The sequence below is a fragment of the Kribbella sp. NBC_00482 genome, from assembly GCF_036013725.1.
Lineage (GTDB): Bacteria > Actinomycetota > Actinomycetes > Propionibacteriales > Kribbellaceae > Kribbella.
Genome location: NZ_CP107881.1, coordinates 8810340 through 8827881, shown reverse-complemented (window position 1 = coordinate 8827881; position 17542 = coordinate 8810340). Strand labels below are relative to the sequence as shown.

The following is a 17542-nucleotide window of genomic DNA, read 5'->3' as shown; positions in this document are numbered from 1 at the left end:
CCTAACCCCGGCCATCAGGACCTCCGGCGTATGGGGAGCCGAACTTGTCGAGGGCTTCTTGTAGTGCGGGGACTTGTGTGGCGGCTGTTGTCAGGTCGGTGCCGGAGGTGGCTGCGGACCAGGCGGCTCGCATTGCGGTGACGCCGGCGCCTGGGCCGGTCGGGTGGCCGTGGATACCGCCGCCGGCGAGCACCAGGAGATCAGTTGTGTTGGTACGGCGGTACGTCTCGGGAGCCAGCCCAGGCGTCTGGCCGGAGGACAGTACAGGCAGCGTTTCGTAACCTCCCAGCAGTGGAGTGCGGACAGCGGTGATGGAGCGGAGGACCTCCTCGTCGGTTTCGTAGAACTTGTTGGACAGCCCATTGGTGTGCAGGTGATCCGCCCCGGCCAGCCGGGCGAGTTTCGACCAGGCGACGTAGTCGATGCCGAGCTGCGGCGCCCGGGTGTAGACGCCGGTCATCGCGCGATGCCCATGAATAGGCAGGGCGCAGCGTTCGCGCAACCAGGCGAGGGCGCTGAAGCCGACGAGGTTCACGCACACCATCACGCAGGTGCCGCCGGCCGCGTGGACGAGGTCGTGGTTGGCGGCCATGCGGTCGAGGTCGTCGGTGATGTTGAACGCGTACATGGGACGTCGGCCGGTGCGGGCGGCGGCCTTGTCGAGTTCCTCGGTGACGACCGCGACCCGGTCGGCGAGTGGTGAATGCGGCGGGTTGCCCATCAGCTCGTCGTCCTTGATGAAGTCGATGCCCGCCTCGGCGAGCTCGCGGACGACGAGCCGGAGTTCCTCGGGTGGCAGCCCGATGCTCGGTTTCACGATCGTGCCGAGCAGGACGCCGTCCGGCCGGTCGAGCATTTCGCGGGTCCCGCGGACGCCGTACTGCGGGCCGGGATAGCGCTGGGCGAACGGCGCCGGGAGGTCGAGGTCGAGGAGCCGGATGCCGACGAGTTGCCGGAGCTCGAACAAGTTGCCGGCCACCGCCGCGAGCAGGTTGGGCAACGACGGCCCGAAGTTGTCCAGCCCGAACGCGATCCGCACCTGAGCGCTCCGCTTCACGGCATCCCGCGAGCGGGTTGTGCCCGGCAGGTCCGGGTTGCCGGTGGGCGGTAGTTCTTCGACCGAGAGGACGCGAGCGGCGAAACGTTCGCGGAGCTCCGGAGTTTCCCGGGCGACGGCGGTGAACGTGCCCGTCGACTGTTCGCCGGCGATGGCTTCGGCGGCTTGTTCCAGTGGGAGGTAGGTCTCGACCAGATACGTAGCGACGACCTCTGCAGCGCTCATTGGGTCGGATCCTCCTGTGCTCGGGGTTCGACCAGTCTCCGCCAGGAAACCTCAAGAAAACAAGGCGGATCTGCCAGCCTGTGGATAGCCGGTTGACTTCGGGAGCGCAGGAGGCAAAGGTTTACCTCATGGCGACGATCCCTGCGACTCTGCTGCTCGAGGACCGGGCCGCGCTGGCGATGAACGCGGTGACCGGCCTGGCCGACGACGACCTGGACGGCATCCCGTTCTTCAGTGCGAACCTGCTGGCCCGTCCTGCCCGCATGGACCACGGCGACTGGGACTACGGCTCCAGTCACGGACGTCTCACCGACGCGATCCTGCTGACCCGCCAGATGACCGGCGGCAAGGACTGGGACCCGCGCTGGGACACGATCGCCGACCGCTACCGGCAGCGGCTGTTCGCACTGCTCGCCGACGACGGTCTCACCTACCGTCAGACGCACCCGAAGGGTCACTGGCTGCCGAATGCCAACCTGATCGACCAGCGCGCCACCCTGCTCGCCATGACGACCGCGGTGGTCGCCGCGGACGATCCACAGGCCCAGCGGGCCGCGGACCGTCAGGTGGCCGCGCTGAAGCGGATCGCGATCAAGGAGCGCGATGTCTGGTTCTACCCGGCGTCGGAGTACACGAAGGACGGTTGGCCGTCGTCGAACGCGATCGACCTGCATCTCGCGCCCGACCCGGCCTCGTTCTCCGGGCGCCTGATCATGCCGCTGCTGCGCTACCACCAGGCGACCGGCAACACCGACGCGCTGGAGCTGTGCGAGTGGTTCGCCCGGCTGATCGTCGAGAAGAGCGGTGTCTTCAATGCCGACGGGAGCTTCAACCCGGCCCGTGCGTACCGCAGCGGCCACTTCCACACGCGGGTCGGCACGCTGGAAGGTTTGGCCCGGCTGGCCAGGCACACCGGTGACCACGGGCTGACCGAGTTCGTGCGACGCAGCTACGACTGGGTGCTCGGCGAGGCGACCCGGTTCGGCTGGACACCAGGTGACCTTGCCGACCAGCAGTACGAGCACGAGACCTGTTCACTCGTCGACCTCATCGGTCTGGGTACGACGCTGGCCGGCAACGGACTCACGGAGTACTGGGCGGTCGTCGAGCGCTTCGTCCGTAACCACCTGGCCGCCTCGCAACTGCAGGACGTCAGCTGGGTGGAGTCCGCGCCGGACCGCTCACAGGACGAGCCCGGTTGGCGGACGTACGTCGACGTGGGCGAGCGTGTCCTCGGTGCCTTCTGCGGGTACGGCGCTCCGAACGACTACGTGTCCGACGTACCGCTGGGCCGCGGCCACACCAACGACGTACAGGCGTGCTGCGTCGGTTCCGGCGTCCGTGGACTGTTCTGGGCGTGGAACAGCATCGTCACCGGGGACCACCGGTTGACGCGCGTCAACCTGCTGCTCACGCGCGGGCATCACGCGGTCGACGTCGTCAGCCACCTGCCGGTCGAGGGCAAGGTCGAGCTACACGTCAACGAGCCGATGGACGAGCTCCGCGTGCGCATCCCCGACTGGGCCGGATACGCGCGGCTGAGGCTGCAGCGCGGAGACGACGAGTGGGCCGGTGCCGAGCGGATCTGGGCGCCCGACGGATACCTGTCGATTCCGAAGCCGCAGCCGGGGGAGCGCATCACCGTGACGTTCCCGATGGTTGAGCAGACCACCACAGAGCTTGCGGCCGGCAACGAGTTCCGGACCACCTGGCGCGGCGACGACGTGATCGCGATCGACCCGCCCGGCACGTCCCGCCCGATGTACGGCGACCGCCCGGAACACGCCGGCGGCCTCCGTGAGTACGAGCTCCACCGACCCGAGACGGAGTGGTCCTGGTGACAACTGACTGGGTGCTGTCCGAGGCGCCGAGTGCCACGGCGCTGACGGCGTACGACCTGCGCTGCGAGCACCGTGTCGATCCACTCGGGATCGGTACGTCGCGACCGCGGTTGAGCTGGCGGTTGGCGTCGCCGACCCGTGGCGATCGGCAGGACGCGTTCCGCGTGCAGGTGCTGCGCGACGGCGTACAGGTCTGGGACAGCGGGTGGCGGAGCGAGCGCGACACGTACGTCGTCCACGGTGGTGCTCCGCTGACGTCGCAGACGGACTACGTGTGGCAGCTCTCGGTGCGCGACGTGGTCGGCGAGGTCTCGTCTGCGGAGGCGACCTTTGCGACCGGTCTCTTCCACGAGGACGAGTGGGAGGCGCACTGGATCGAGCACGACTACGAGACCGATCCGTACTTCGAGCCGCCAGTGGACCGCGTCGAGCCGCGGACGGTGCGGCAGGCGACCATCGCACCGCCGCGCTACTACCGGCGTTCGTTCGAGCTGACCCAACCAGTCACCAGAGCACGGGTCTATGCGACCGCCCACGGGCTCTACCAGTTCAGCGCCAACGGTCAGCGGGTCGGCAACGACGAACTGACGCCGGGCTGGACCGACTACCGCGAGCGCGTCGCCTACCAGACGTACGACGTGACCGACCTCTTGCACGAGGGCGAGAACGTGATCGGCGCCGTCCTCGGCGATGGCTGGTGGTCCGGGTACGTCGGGTGGGACACGCGAAGCCACGCGCACCACTACGGCAAGAAACCGCAGCTGCTCGCCCAACTCGTCGTCGATCACCCGGACGGTTCGCGGACCGTGGTCGCGACCGATGGCCGCTGGGTCGAACGGGTCGGGCCGATCAGGTTCGCCGACCTGCTGATGGGCGAGTCGTACGACGCCAGGCACGAGCTCGGCGCCTGGTCCGACCCGGGGTACGACGCCGGCGACTGGGCGCCTGCCGGTGATCTCGGCGGTGACGTGTCGACGCTGATCGCGGCGCCGACCGACCCGGTGCGGCTGACGGAGGATGTCGCGGCGACCGCGGTGACCGCGCTTGAACCAGGACGCTTCATCGTCGACCTCGGGCAGAACTTTGCCGGCCGCGTGCGGTTGCGAGTGCGTGGCGCCCAGGCCGGGGACCGGATTCGGCTGCGGCACGGCGAGATGCTGCAGGCGGACGGCGAGTTGTACACGGCGAACCTCCGCACTGCCGACGCCACGGACTACTTCGTCAGCGCCGGCGCGGGCGAGGAGGTCTTCGAGCCGATCTTCACCGTGCACGGCTTCCGGTACGTCGAGGTCGACGGCTATCCGGGTGAGCTGACGGCGGAGGACGTGACCGGGCGGGTGCTGCACTCGGACACGCCGGTCGCGGGACGGTTCGAGTGTTCGGATCCAGGCGTCAACCAGCTGCTCAGCAACATCCTGTGGGGGCAGCGGGGCAACTTCGTCAGCGTTCCGACGGACTGTCCGCAGCGCGACGAACGACTCGGGTGGACGGCGGACGCGCAGATCTTCCTGCCCACGGCGGCGTACCAGGCCGATGTACTGACGTTCTTCGAGAACTGGTTCGCGGATCTCGCGGTGGCGCAGACCGATGAAGGTGCGATCCCGGATGTGATCCCGCACGTCATCACCGGCCGGCACGGTACGCCGGCGTGGGCCGATGCGGCGACGATCGTGCCGTGGACGCTGTACCGGATCTACGGCGACGAGCGCGTACTGCGGACCGCGTGGCCGGTGATGCGGCGCTGGGTCGACTACGTGCACCGCGCCAACCCTGACCTGATCTGGCGGAACCGGACGAGCGGTCACTACGGTGACTGGTTGCAGGTCGGCGTACAGACCGATCGGGATGTTCTCGCGACCGCCTACTTCGCGCGGAGCGTGGAGTTCACGGCGGCGGCCGCTCGGGTGCTCGGGCTGGCCGACGAGGCAGCGGCGTACGGCGAACTGCACGACAAGATCGCGGCGGCGTTCGTGGCGGAGTTTGTCGATGCCGAGGGCAAGGTTCGCGGGGACACGCAGACCGGGTACCTGTTGCCGTTGGCGTTCGGGTTGCTGCCGGAGCAGGCCGAGCAGGCGGCGGTCAAGCATCTGGTGGGGGATCTCGAGCTGCGCGGGAGATCGCTGACGACCGGGTTCGCCGGGGTCGCGTTGCTGTGCCCGATCCTGACGAAGTACGGGTACGCCGAGTTGGCGTACGACCTGCTGCACGACGACCGGTACCCGTCCTGGGGATACTCGATCAAGCACGGCGCGACGACCATCTGGGAGCGCTGGGACGGGTGGACCGAGGAGAACGGGTTCGGGCCGGTCGCCATGAACTCGTTCAACCACTACTCACTCGGCTCGGTCGGCGAATGGCTGTACGGCGACGTCGCCGGCATCAGCCAGTCGCCCGAGTCCATCGGCTTCCGCGACCTCGTCATCAAACCCCGCCCCGGCGGCCGGTTGAACTGGGCCGAAGCGGCGTACGACACCCCGACCGGCCGAGTCACCACCCGCTGGCAACTGTCCGACGGCACCCTCACCCTTGACGTAACCGTCCCACCCGGCGCCAACGCGACCATCCACATCCCCACCACAAACCCCAACGCCACCAAGGAATCCGGCCACCCCCTGGCCAACGCGAAGGACCTAACCCTCCTCAACTCAACCCCCGACACCACCATCTGCCACACCGGCTCCGGCACCTACCACTTCACCACCCCCGCCTGATCCACACCCACCACCCGCTCCGGTTCGCGCGGATGGCGGGTTGTTTCACCGCTAGCGCGATACAACCCGCCAGCGGCAAGACAACCCGGCATCCAGCGGTACAAGGTGTGGGGTGGGTTAGCGGCGGGGGCGGTGGGGTGGGGGTGCTGTGGAGGCGCGGATTACCAGGTCGCCTTGGACGTGGGTGGTGGCGGTGGTTACTCGGGGGGTGAAGCGTTCCCAGGCTTGGCGGCCCAGTTCGACGGTGGAGACGGCGTACGTCGTGAGGCCGGGGTCGGTGTGGGCGCTCATGGGGGCGTTGTCGATGCCGGCGACGGAGATGTCGCCGGGGACGGAGAGGCCGAGTTCGCGGAGGCGGCTGAGGACGCCGACGGCGACGTGGTCGTTGAAGCAGATGATCGCGGTGGGCTTGTAGGTCAGCGCCTCGTCCACCGCGTCCCGTCCGTCGACGAGCGTCGAGCCGCACGGCACCCGGAAGATCGTGAGACCGGACGCCTCCGGGGAGCGGAAGCCGCGTTGGCGTTGCTGATCGGACCACGCGGCGGTCGGGCCCTGCAGGTACGCGATCCGCTTGTGGCCGAGCGACGCGAGGTGCTCGCACAGTGCGCGGACGCCGAGGTGGTAGTCGACCACGACCGAGCCGACCGCGGAGTGCCGCAGTACCCGGTTGATCAGGACGAGGCGGCGCGCGGCCTCGGCGACCTCGCGCAGGCGGGGCGTACTCATCCGTGGCGCGCACAGCAGCAGCCCGTCGACCCAGCGGGCGAGCTCGATCGCGGAGCGGTACTCCTGCTCCGGGTCCTCCTCGGTGCCCGCGACCAGCGTGTGATGATCGGTGGCGGCGGCTTCGGCGGCGACGCCCTTGAGGATCTCGGCGAAGTACGGATTGCCGAGGTCCGGTACGACGACGCCGACCGTGCGGCTGCTGCCGCGCAACAGTGTCTGGGCCGCCGGGTTCGGACGGTACCCGACGTCCTGGGCCGCGACGCGGACCCGGTCGGCGACCTCCGGCGACACCGGCTTGCCGCCGCTCAGCACCCGCGACACGGTCGCCGTCGACACCTCGGCCAGCCGCGCCACGTCATGGATCGTGGCGCGGGCCGCCCGCTCACTCGTCGCCTCCGAAGATCGATTCCGTCTCACCGGCCCATTGGACCATGATCCCAGCGCAGATCGCTGCCGACAGAGCGATGTAAACCTTTTCCCGATTTGCTGCACCGACCCCTTGACGCCGCCTCGCCGGCCTGCAACGGTTGCCGGGAAAAGGATTACCCGCCCACCGCCCCGGGCTTCTGTTGCGGCGGCCCGCGCGAGGAGAGCACCGTGCGAAATCGCCTGTTGAGCTTGTGTCTGGTCCTGCTTGCCGGAGCCGGCCTTCTGACGATGTCGGCAACGACAGCAACGGCTGCGAACCCGGCGACGTACGGACCGTTCGACCCGCGGATCGAGCTCGACGGGCACTGGGGCCGTGACGACGACGTCGCGATCACCGTGAACTCCGGCTCCTCGGTCCGGCTGAGGTTCACCGGCTCGCACCTCGGCGCGCTGCTCGAGACCGCGTCGATCACCGTCCCGGCCCAGTTGTACGTCGCGATCGACGGCCAGGCGCCCGTACTGCACAAGGCCGACGCGGACCACAAGGTGTTCGCCGACGACCTCGACCCGACGGTCGCGCACACCGCGGAGATCGTGGTCAAGGACGTCGACGAGTACGAGAACCGCTGGAACGTCCCGCTGCAGACCGGTGTCGTCCTGGAGAAGATCGAGCTCGCCCCGGACGCCAAGCTGATCCCGCTGCAGACGACCGCCGAGCACCGCATCGAGTTCTACGGCGACTCGATCACGCAGGGTGTGATGGCGCTCTGCGCCGAGCTCGGGACCGACTGCGCCGACGGCACCAAGGCGTACCCGCACCTGGTCGGGGAGACGTTCGGCGCGGACACCAACCAGGTCGGTTTCGGCAAGCAGGGCATCATCCAGCCAGGCCACGGCAACGTCGGTACGGCGTCCGAGTCGTTCGGCTGGAACCTCGCCGGCTTCCCGGCCGCACCCTTCGATCCCGGCGCGGTCGTTGTCAACTTCGGTACGAACGACGCGGCGTCGACGAGCGCCGAGTTCACCCCCGCGTACCTGGCCTATCTGCGGAAGATCCGCGCGGCCGACCCGCAGGCGTTGATCGTCGCCCTGCGCCCCTTCAACGGCACGCACGCCGACGACATCAAGGCAGCGGTCGCGGCCGCGAAGGACCGTCGGATCGTGTACGTCGACACGACGGGCTGGCTCGGACCGGACGACTTCAACGGCAGCACGCACCCGAACGTCCAAGGTCACCAGGTCGCCGCGACCAAACTCACCGCGGTGCTGAAACGCCTGACCGGCTGGTCCACCGGCCCCAGCGGTACGCCGAAACTCGCGCCGAAGGAGGACGCGACCTGCTCGGACACCCCGCTCAGCCTCACCTACCAGGGCCCGGTCCGCCTCGGTGTGACCGGAAAGCTGAACATCCACGCGGCGAACGGCGACGTCGTCGACACGATCAGCCTGGCAGAGCTCACGTCGTACCAGCGGACTGTCGGAGACGCCCGCACGGACTACGGCGAACTGCACACGTGGACGTACCAGGCGATTGTGGTCGACAAAAGGACCGTCACGATCTACCCGCATCAGCGGCTCAAGGCCGGCCAGGTGTACTACGTGACGATCGATCCCGGGTTCGTGCAAGGCGACCCAGGGATCACGAAGGCCGACGGCTGGCGGTTCCGCACCCGACAGGATCCGAAGGATGACAGCCACCTGACCGTAGGACGTGGCAAGGACTTCTGCACGGTGCAGGCGGCGATCGACTTCGTGGGCGAGGGCCACCAGGCGACGATCGACGTCGCGCCCGGTCTCTACCGCGAGCTGGTCTGGGTGCCGCCGACCAAGCCCGGTCTCACGATCCGCGGTGCGGGTGCTGGCCGGACCGTGATCGGGTACCCGAACAACAACCTGCTCAACGGCGACTCCGCGATGGGGAGCGTCCCGGTCGAGCAGTCCTACTGCCAGCGCCGCGTCATCCCGCAGTCGGATCGCTTCAACTGCTGGCGGTCCGCGATGGGCGTCTTCGCCGACGACTTCACGATGACGGACGTGACCGTACAGAACCTCGCGCCGTACCGCGGGTCGCAGGCCGAGGCGTTCTTCGGGAACGGGAGCCGGATCGTGCTGGCGCGGGTTCGCATCCTCGGGTACCAGGACAGCCTCCGCCTGCAAGGACAGGCGTTCGTGACGAACAGCTACGTCGAGGGTGACGTGGACTTCGTCTGGGGGACCGGCGGCGTGTTCATGCAGGACTCGGAGCTGAAGGCGCTGCACGAGGGCTATTACAACCAGGTCCGCAACATCGACAACGGACCCGGCAACATCTTCGTGCGGGTGCGGCTGACGCGCGCGCCGGAGGTGGCCGACGACAGCGTGTTCCTGGCGCGGGCCGAGCTCAGCCGGTTCCCGACCAGCCAGGCCGTCTTCATCGACTCCGCGATGGACAGCCACGTGAAGAAGAGCGGCTGGCAGATCACCAGCCCCAACGACTGCGCGGCCGCCGGCCAGATCCGGTTCTGGGAGTACCACAGCACCGACCTGGCCGGTCAGCCGCTCGACACCACCACACGACTGGCGTGCTCCCGGCAGCTCGGCGACGAGGAGGCCGCGCAGCTGCGCGACCCGTCGTTCGTGTTCGGCGGATGGCACCCGGTCGTTCCCCGCCTCGAAAGGTGATCCATCATGAAGAACGTCAATCGCCGGTCCATTCTCGGAGGTGCTCTCGCCGTGACTGCCGGCAGTGCTACCGGATGGCCGCTCGACGCGGCTGCGGAGGAGGTCCCGGCGGGCGGTGTGCAGCCGCGTCCGGCGCCGCGGCCCGTTGCACCGGTCAACGCTGAGATCGCGGCCGCCCACGCGGCGACGTACAAGACGCTGCCGCAGGTCGTCGTCGGGGTGGACGTCGAGGAGCTGATGAAGATCCACACCGTCGCCGACGCGGACGCGCTGCGGCCGCAGCTGGTCGCGCAGGTGTGGAAGGACACCGGTGTGTTGCCGACCGGGCTGCCGACGGTACGGCGGAACGTCGGAGTGCCACAGGAGCTGCCCGAGTTCACCGGCGTACGGCGCTACGACAAGCTCGAGGTGGCGATGCCGTTCGGGTACGTCGCCACGGTGTTCGTACTCGAGCCGACGCAGAGCACCCACCGGCGGGTCGCGTTTTACCACAACGGGCACGGTGAGGGTCTGGACACGATGCAGCGGGTCGCACAGGGCCTGCTTGACCACGGGTACACCGTGCTGCTGTTCGCGATGCCCTTCTACCACTGGAACCCGAAGACGCTGCAGGACCCGGCCGACCCCACCCAGCAGCTGCAGCCGTCGCACAACGACCTCCCGCAGTGGGCCTCGGACACGTACTCGCCGCTCGCACTGTTCCTCACACCGTTGGCCGTGGCGATGAACTACGTGCAGGCGACGTACCGTCCGTCGTCGGTGCAGATGATCGGGCTGTCCGGCGGTGGCTGGGCGACGAGTGTGTACCCGGCGCTGGACACGCGGATCACCCGCTCGTACCCGACGGCCGGCTCGCTGCCGTTCTTCGTCCGGCCGGGGTCGCCGAAGCCGAGCCCGACGCGCGGCGACTGGGAGCAGCGGCTGGACATGCAGCCGGGGTTCTACGGACTGGCCGACTTCCCGGACTTCTACGCGCTCGCGTCGGTCGGGCGGCACCGGCGCCAGATCCAGATCCTCAACCGGTTCGACGACTGCTGCTTCAACGGCGTCGGGCACCGGTCGTACGAGGCCGCGGTGCGCCAGCGGATCGCCGTGATCGGGACCGATGCGGTGAGCAACGAGTCGAACGGCCACTGGGAGTTGCTGGAGGACGCGACCCACGGCGACCACACGATCAGTCCGTACGCGCTGTCGGTGATCCTGTGGGACCTGGACACCCACTGCGCGCACCTGCCGTGACGGGGTGAGGGGGAGGGCGACCGCGACCTCCCCCTCCGGCTACCGGATCTGGTGAACGTCTTTCACCGAGTGCCCGTTCACGGTCACGTTGTCGAAGGTGAGTGCCGCGTGCTGGACGGTACTCGGCTGGTCGACGGTGAAATCGCAGTCGACCAGCCGGAAGTCCTCGATCCTCGAGTTCCGGTAGCCGCGGAGCAGGAGGGCGTTACGCGCGTGCTCGACCTTCACGCCGCGCAGTTCGACGTTCCGGACGTACGGCGTGAGCGGGCCGGCCTCACCCTCACCGCGGTGGAAGTTGCACTGGACAACTTCCTTCGAGACCTCGGAGACCGTGACGTCGCGCAGATAGACGTTCTCCACGAACCCGCCACGGACCGCGTTCGTCTTGATGTACAACGCGAAGTACGGGCCGCCGATCCGGCAGTTGCGGACGTACACGTTGCGGATGCCGCCGGTGAGGTCCGAGCCGAGCGTGATCGCGCCGTACTTGACCCGCAGCTCGCAGTCCTCGATCAGCACGTCCTCGGTCGGTACGTCGACCCGCAGGCCGTCCGCCTCGCGACCGGACTTGAGCGCGATGCAGTCGTCGCCGGCGTCGATGACACAGCCGGAGACGACGACCGAACGGCACGACTCGAGGTCGATGCCGTCGTTGTTCGGTCCTTGCGAGTCGATGACCAGGTCGCGGATCGTCACGTTGCGGCAGAGCACCGGGTGGATCTGCCAGAACGGTGAACGGACCACCGTCACGCCTTCGATCAGCACGTTGGTGCAGTTGTACGGCTGTACGAAGGACGACCGCAGCCGGTCGCCGGCATCACGGTCCGCCAGCGGTACGCCGTACCAGCTCTGCTCGCGGAGTCGTCTGAAGTCCTCGTGGCACTCGTGGAACCACTGCCACCACGTGTCCCACGATCCCTGCCCGTCGAGCGTCCCGGTGCCGGTGATCGCGATGTCGGTGCAGCCGTTCGCGTAGATCATGGGGGAGTGGTTGAGCACCTCGAGCCCCTCGTACCGGGTCTCCACGACCGGCAGGTAGTCGGCCGGATTGCTACTGAAGAGCAGCGTGGCGCCTTCGCTGACGTGCAGCTCGACATACGACAGCAAGTGGATCTTCCCCGTGCGCCATTCGCCGGGCGGTACGACGACGCGCCCGCCACCGGAGTCGTGGCAGGCTCGGATGGCGGCCGCGATCCCCGGGCCGGCGTCGCTCTCGACCGCGCCGTACGACGTGATCGGGAAGTCGACAGCAGGAAAGACAGGCGGCCGGACCTCGGCCAGGATGCGGTCGGCCTCAGCCCAGCCGGCCGTCACAGGAGCTGCGCCGGATCGGTGATGAGCTGGCCGTTCACGTGGAAGTTCTGGAAGGTCAGCTGGGTGTCCTGGATCGAGCTCGCGGCGTCGATGCTGGTGTACGTGCAGTCGATCAGCCGGAAGTCCTGGATCGGCGAGCGCGGGTACCCGAAGATCGAGAACGCGTTCCGGGCGTGGCCGACGGTGACGTTGCGCAGCTCGACGTTCCGCACCCGCGGCGTGAGTGGGCCGACGTCGCCCTCGCTGCGGTAGAAGTTGCAGGACACGACTTCCTTGGTGAGGTTCGAGATCTCGAGGTCGCGCAGGTAGATGTTCTCGGCGAAACCGCCGCGAACCGAGTTCGTCTTGATGTAGAGGCCGAAGTAGAGGTTCGGGCTGCCGATCGTGCAGTTGCGGACGAACACGTTCCGGACGCCGCCGGTCATCTCGCTGCCGATCGTGATCGCGCCGTACCGGATGTTCAGCGTGCAGTTCTCGATCAGGATGTTCTCCGACGGAACGTTGATCCGCAGACCGTCGGCGCCCTTGCCGGACTTGATCGCGATGCAGTCGTCACCGCAGTTGAACGTGCAGTCGTGGATGTGGACGTACTGCGAGCTCTCCGGATTGACGCCGTCGTTGTTCGGCCCGCGGCTGTCGATGTGGAGGCCGCGCACGGTGACATTCCGCGACAGCACCGGGTGCACTTCCCAGAACGGCGAACGCAGGATCGTGACGCCTTCGATCAGCACGTTGCAGCAGGACTGGGTCTCGATGAACGCGGCGCGCAGGTGGTGGCCGTCGCCGAACACACGCTCCTCCACCGGTACGCCGTCCGCCGCCATCTGCTGCAGCGCCTGGGCGTCCGGGCCGGAAGGCGTGACCCAGGACCACCAGTTGTCCCAGGTCGCGCCGCCGTCGAGCGTGCCGGTCCCGGTGACGGCGATGTTCTCGCAGTCGCGCGCGTAGATGAATGGTGAGTAGTTCATGCACTCCTGGCCCTCGAAGCGCGTCAGCACGACCGGGAGGTATTGCGTCGGGTCGGTGCTGAAGAGCAGCGTGGCGCCGTCCGAGACGTGCAGGTTGACGTTGGACTTCAGGTGGATCGCGCCGGTGAGGAAGGTGCCGGCCGGTACGACGACGCGCCCGCCGCCGGAGCGGTGACAGGCGTCGATGGCCTTCGCGATCGCGTCCGTGGCGAGGGTGGTGCCGTCGGCGATCGCCCCGAAGGTGGTGATCGAGAAGTCGCGGGCACGGAACTGGGGCGGCCGGGTGCGACGCAGGATCTCGCCGACGTGCCCCCAGCCCGGACCGGGATCCAGCGGAGCGGCCTCGGCGACATTCGTGTTCAGCGCAGAGACGAGAGCGGTTCCAGCAGTCAGTCTCAGGAAGTTCTTGCGGCTCAGGTTGTCCATGGAGGCTCCTTCAGTTGTCGACGCGGACGCCGTTGATCCAGACCTGGTTCAGGCGCAGACCTTCGACGTTCTCGATCACGTTGTCCTCGGTGATCGCGTCGAAGCGGCACTGGTGCAGGCGGATGTCGCGCAGCGGGTCGTCGGTGAGGCCTAGCAGGTTCAGGGCCCGCGGCGCGGAGGCCACGGTGAGCTGGCTGATCGTGATGCCGTGCACGTCCGGCGGGTACGCCCCGGTCGTCACGTTGGCGTAGTTGAGCACGATCTCGATCGCCGAGTCGGCGGCCTGCCCGACCGTGACCCGGCGTACGTCGATGTTCGTGATCGTCCCGCCGCGGTCCGGGTTGCTCTTGATCCGGATCGCGCGCTCGAGGTGCGGGCTGCTCATCCGGCAGTCGCGGACGAAGATGTCCATCACGCCGCCGCTGGTCTCGCTGCCGGCCGTCACGCCGCCGTTCCCGTCGGCCATCTCGCAGTTCCGGACGACGGCGTACCGGGCCGGCACGTTCACCCGCCGGCCGTCGGCGTCCTTGCCGGACTTGAACGCTATGCAGTCGTCGCCGGTGGAGATCGTGCAGTTCTCGATCAGGACGTCGGTGCACGACTCCGGGTCGATGCCGTCGTTGTTCGGGCCGTTCGGGCTGTCGACCGTGACGCCGCGGATCGTGACGTTGCGGCAGAGCACCGGGTGGATGTTCCACATCGGCGAGTCCTTGACCGTGATGCCGTCGAGCAGGACGTTCTCGCAGCGGTTGAACTGCAGCAGGTTCGGCCGGAGGTTGTGACCCGCGCCGAAGACCCGCTCCTCGACCGGAACGCCTGCCGCGGCCATCTGGATCAGCAGCGTCTTGTCCGGTCCCTCGTTCGGCGGCGGCCCGCCGGTCCAGTCCCACCAGTGCGTCGCGTCGGCGCGTCCGTCGAGCACGCCCTGCCCGGTGACCGCGATGTCGCGCTGACCGTACGCGTAGACGAAGGCGGAGTAGTTGTAGCACTCCGTCCCCTCGTAGCGCGTCGCGACGACCGGAAGGTACGCCGCCGGGTCCTGGCTGAACGCCAGTCGCGCACCGGCCGCCAGGTGCAGGTCGACGCGGCTGAGCAGATGTACCGCGCCGGTCCGGTAGTCACCTGCCGGTACGACGACATGGCCGCCACCGCGCCGGTGACAGGTCTCGATCGCTGCGCGGAGTGCCGCCGTACAGTCGGTCGCGTCGTCGCCGACGGCGCCGAAGTCGGTCACGTCGTACCAGCGGTCCGGGAAGCGCGGCGGGCGGATCCTGCGCAGGATCGCGGCCACTTGCGCGTCCGGTCCGGTTTCGGCGGCGGCCAGGGCGGTACCGCCGCCGAACAGGGATACAGCAGCTCCACCGGCGAGCAGGACAGTACGGCGACTAACGGGGGCGGTCATCCGCGGCTCCTTGCGTGCAAACGATTGCAACCGATCGTGCCCGTCGCGCGTTGGACTGTCAACGGGTGACTGTGGACAAAGACTTGACCGGCCTGAAATCTCTTGGATACTTGCGGGCAAAGCTTTACCTCATCCGTCCCTGAGGAAGGTTGTGCTATGCGTCCCACTCGTCGTCAGCTGCTCGGTGTCTCACTCGGAGGAGTGGTTGCTGCAGGCATCGGACTGCCCGCGGCCGCCGCTGATCGGGAGGCTCTCGTCAGATCGCGGATCCGCCCGCCACGGTTCCGGGACGCCTGGTTCCCGATCACGGCGTACGGCGCGACGCCCGACGACGCGACTGCCGGGATCGCGGCGGCGATCTCCGCGTGCCATCAGGCCGGCGGCGGACATGTCGTCGTACCGCCGGGGGTGTGGCAGACCGGTGCGATCAACCTGCTGAGCCACGTCGACCTGCACCTGAAGGAAGGCGCGACGCTGCGGTTCAGCACCGATCCGGCGGCGTACCTGCCGGTCGTGCGGACGCGGTGGCAGGCCGTCGAGGTGTACAACTACTCGTCGCTGATCCGCGCCGAGGGGCAGACCGACATCGGCATCACCGGCAAGGGCGTCCTCGACGGCGCCGGCGACAACGAGCACTGGTGGTACCTGATCGGCAGCGGGCAGTACGGCTGGCACACCGGCCTGCCGAACCAGCGCGCCGACTGGGGCGAGCTCGAGCGGATGAACAACGAGCAGGTCCCGGTCGAGCAGCGCGTCTTCGGAGAGGGGCACTACCTCCGCCCGAGCTTCATCCAGCCGTTCCGCTGCACGAACGTGCTGATCGAGGGCGTGACCGTCAAGGACTCGCCGATGTGGACGATCCACCCGCTCGAGTGCAGCAACGTGACCGTCCGGGGCGTCACCGTCAGCAACCTGGGTCCGAACGGCGACGGCTGCAATCCGGAGTCCTGCACCGACGTACTGATCCGCGACTGCACGTTCGCGACCCACGACGACTGCATCGCGATCAAGTCCGGCCGGGACGCCGACGGCCGCCGGCTCGGGCTGCCGTCGCGCGGGATCATCGTGGAGGACTGCACGTTCCTCAGCGGCGGCGCCGCGGTCGCTGTCGGTAGTGAGATGAGCGGCGGCGTCGAGGACGTGTTCGTACGCCGTTTGCACGCGCCGGCCGACCCGGCCGCGGACGAGGCGTACCTGCAATGGCTGCTCTGCGTGAAGTCGACCTCGACCCGCGGTGGCTATGTGCACAATGTCGATGTCCGCGACGTGGATTCGCGGGCCTGGATGTATCGTCCTTTGGAGGTTACTTTCAGCTACCAGGGAGGTGGCGACCAGTCGCTGTTCCCGGACGTGCGCGGCATCCGCTTCGACCGGGTCCGGGTGGCCCGCGCCGAGCGGGCCTACCGCATCGTGGGAGCGGAGACGAAGCACATCACCTCGGTGGCGATCACCGACAGCCGGTTCGACGAGGTCGCGGCGGAAGCTGTCGTACAGTACGCCGACGACGTGACGATCCGGAACGTGCGGATCGGCCAGACGTAAGGATCTCAGGCTGAGGGGAAGACAGTGGCGGAACGGGTTCGGTTGATCGACGTGGCACGCGAGGCCGGTACCTCGGTCTCGACGGTGTCGCGGGCGCTGAACGGTTCCGACCTGATCTCGCCCGAGGTGGTCGCGCATGTGCGCGCGGTGGCCGGCCAGCTGGGGTATCGCGCCGACAAGCGGGCGCAGGAGTTCAAGCTCGGCCGCCCGCTGACGGTCGGTGTGACGGTGCCGGACCTGACGAACCCGTTCTTCTCCGAGGTCCTGAAGGGCCTCAACGCCGCCGCGCGCGCCGGCGGGTACCGGCTGCTGATCGGCGAGAGCAGCGAGGACCCGGCCGAGGAGCTGCGTCTCGTCGACGAGCTCGTCGACTACTCCGGCGCGTTGGTGCTCTGCAGTTCGCGCCTGACCCGCGCCGGTCTGGAGAAGGCGCTGGCCCAGCCGGTGCCCGTGGTCTGCATCAACCGCACGGTGAAGAACGCGGGCGTGGTCGCGATCGACTACCGCGCCGCCTCGCGATTGCTGCTCGAGCATCTCACTGGTCTCGGCCATCGCAGGGTGCTGTATGTCGGCGGTCCGGCCAGTTCCTGGTCCGACGGGGAGCGCCGCCGGACGCTGCGTCGTACGGCGCGTGCGCTCGATGTGACTCTGGACGAGATCGACGGGGGCTGGTCCGGCAACCACGGGTACGACGCCGGGCCGACGGTCCTGCACAGCCGGGCGACCGCGGTGATCACGTTCAACGACCTGGTCGGGATCGGCCTGCTGAGCTGGATGTACGACAACGGCGTCGAGGTGCCGTCCGAGCTGTCGGTCGCGTCGTACGACGACATTCCGATCGCGGCGTACTCGCGGCCGCCGTTGACCTCCTTGCGCAACGAGCGGGCGAGGCTGGGCGAACTGGCCTGGGAGCAGCTCACCAAGCGGCTCGGCGGCGCCGACTGGCCCGCGCCGGACCTGCTCACGCCGGAGCTCGTCGTGCGCGCCAGCACCGGCCCGGCAAGGCGGAGAGCCCGCATCCGCTGAGAATTCCCTGTGTGCAAACGATTGCACGAGTGTCG

At 68.4% G+C, this 17542-nt stretch carries 11 protein-coding genes; 6 read left to right on the top strand and 5 right to left on the bottom strand.

Translation table 11 applies throughout. The features are described from left to right. Position 1 precedes the first annotated feature (1 nt). A complete protein-coding gene (locus OHB24_RS42385) occupies positions 2-1282 on the bottom strand; it encodes a RuBisCO large subunit C-terminal-like domain-containing protein (RefSeq protein ID WP_327636638.1) in 1281 nt (426 codons plus the stop codon). Between the two features lie 128 nt (positions 1283-1410). Between OHB24_RS42385 and OHB24_RS42380 the strand changes: the two genes are divergently transcribed. Continuing rightward, the gene (locus OHB24_RS42380) at positions 1411-3123 is read left to right on the top strand and encodes a hypothetical protein (protein ID WP_327636637.1); all 1713 of its coding nucleotides are present in this window, start codon (positions 1411-1413) and stop codon (positions 3121-3123) included. Then, positions 3120-5834: an alpha-L-rhamnosidase gene (locus OHB24_RS42375; RefSeq protein WP_327636636.1), complete on the top strand. Its 2715-nt coding sequence runs from the start codon at positions 3120-3122 to the stop codon at positions 5832-5834. Before OHB24_RS42380 ends, OHB24_RS42375 begins: the two co-directional genes overlap by 4 nt. Before the next feature lie 117 nt (positions 5835-5951). Here OHB24_RS42375 and OHB24_RS42370 read toward each other — a convergent pair whose 3' ends face one another. Continuing rightward, complete coding sequence (locus OHB24_RS42370; RefSeq protein WP_327636635.1) at positions 5952-6977, bottom strand: LacI family DNA-binding transcriptional regulator; 1026 nt, start codon at positions 6975-6977, stop codon at positions 5952-5954. Positions 6978-7157: 180 nt separating this feature from the next. Here OHB24_RS42370 and OHB24_RS42365 point away from each other — a divergent pair, with 180 nt between their 5' ends. Together OHB24_RS42365 and OHB24_RS42360 are read left to right on the top strand one after the other, a co-directional pair. Then, complete coding sequence (locus tag OHB24_RS42365) at positions 7158-9590, top strand: pectinesterase family protein (protein WP_327636634.1); 2433 nt, start codon at positions 7158-7160, stop codon at positions 9588-9590. A gap of 6 nt (positions 9591-9596) precedes the next feature. Further along, the gene (locus OHB24_RS42360; RefSeq protein WP_327636633.1) at positions 9597-10829 is read left to right on the top strand and encodes a hypothetical protein; all 1233 of its coding nucleotides are present in this window, start codon (positions 9597-9599) and stop codon (positions 10827-10829) included. Positions 10830-10868: 39 nt separating this feature from the next. On the opposite strand, the gene OHB24_RS42355 is transcribed toward OHB24_RS42360, so the two are convergent. Genes OHB24_RS42355 through OHB24_RS42345 form a run of 3 tightly spaced genes read right to left on the bottom strand, consistent with a single transcriptional unit; the run spans position 10869 to position 14939 of the window. Further along, positions 10869-12143: a glycoside hydrolase family 28 protein gene (locus OHB24_RS42355; protein ID WP_327636632.1), complete on the bottom strand. Its 1275-nt coding sequence runs from the start codon at positions 12141-12143 to the stop codon at positions 10869-10871. After that, positions 12140-13537 carry a glycoside hydrolase family 28 protein gene (locus OHB24_RS42350; protein WP_327636631.1) on the bottom strand — a complete coding sequence of 466 codons (1398 nt, stop codon included), beginning with the start codon at positions 13535-13537 and terminating at the stop codon, positions 12140-12142. Before OHB24_RS42350 ends, OHB24_RS42355 begins: the two co-directional genes overlap by 4 nt. Positions 13538-13547: 10 nt before the next feature. Then, positions 13548-14939 carry a glycoside hydrolase family 28 protein gene (locus OHB24_RS42345; RefSeq protein ID WP_327636630.1) on the bottom strand — a complete coding sequence of 464 codons (1392 nt, stop codon included), beginning with the start codon at positions 14937-14939 and terminating at the stop codon, positions 13548-13550. Positions 14940-15095: 156 nt separating this feature from the next. Here OHB24_RS42345 and OHB24_RS42340 point away from each other — a divergent pair, with 156 nt between their 5' ends. Together OHB24_RS42340 and OHB24_RS42335 are read left to right on the top strand one after the other, a co-directional pair. Further along, complete coding sequence (locus OHB24_RS42340; RefSeq protein ID WP_327636629.1) at positions 15096-16481, top strand: glycoside hydrolase family 28 protein; 1386 nt, start codon at positions 15096-15098, stop codon at positions 16479-16481. A 24-nt stretch (positions 16482-16505) separates the two neighbouring features. After that, positions 16506-17507: a LacI family DNA-binding transcriptional regulator gene (locus tag OHB24_RS42335; RefSeq protein WP_327636628.1), complete on the top strand. Its 1002-nt coding sequence runs from the start codon at positions 16506-16508 to the stop codon at positions 17505-17507. Positions 17508-17542: the final 35 nt, after the last annotated feature.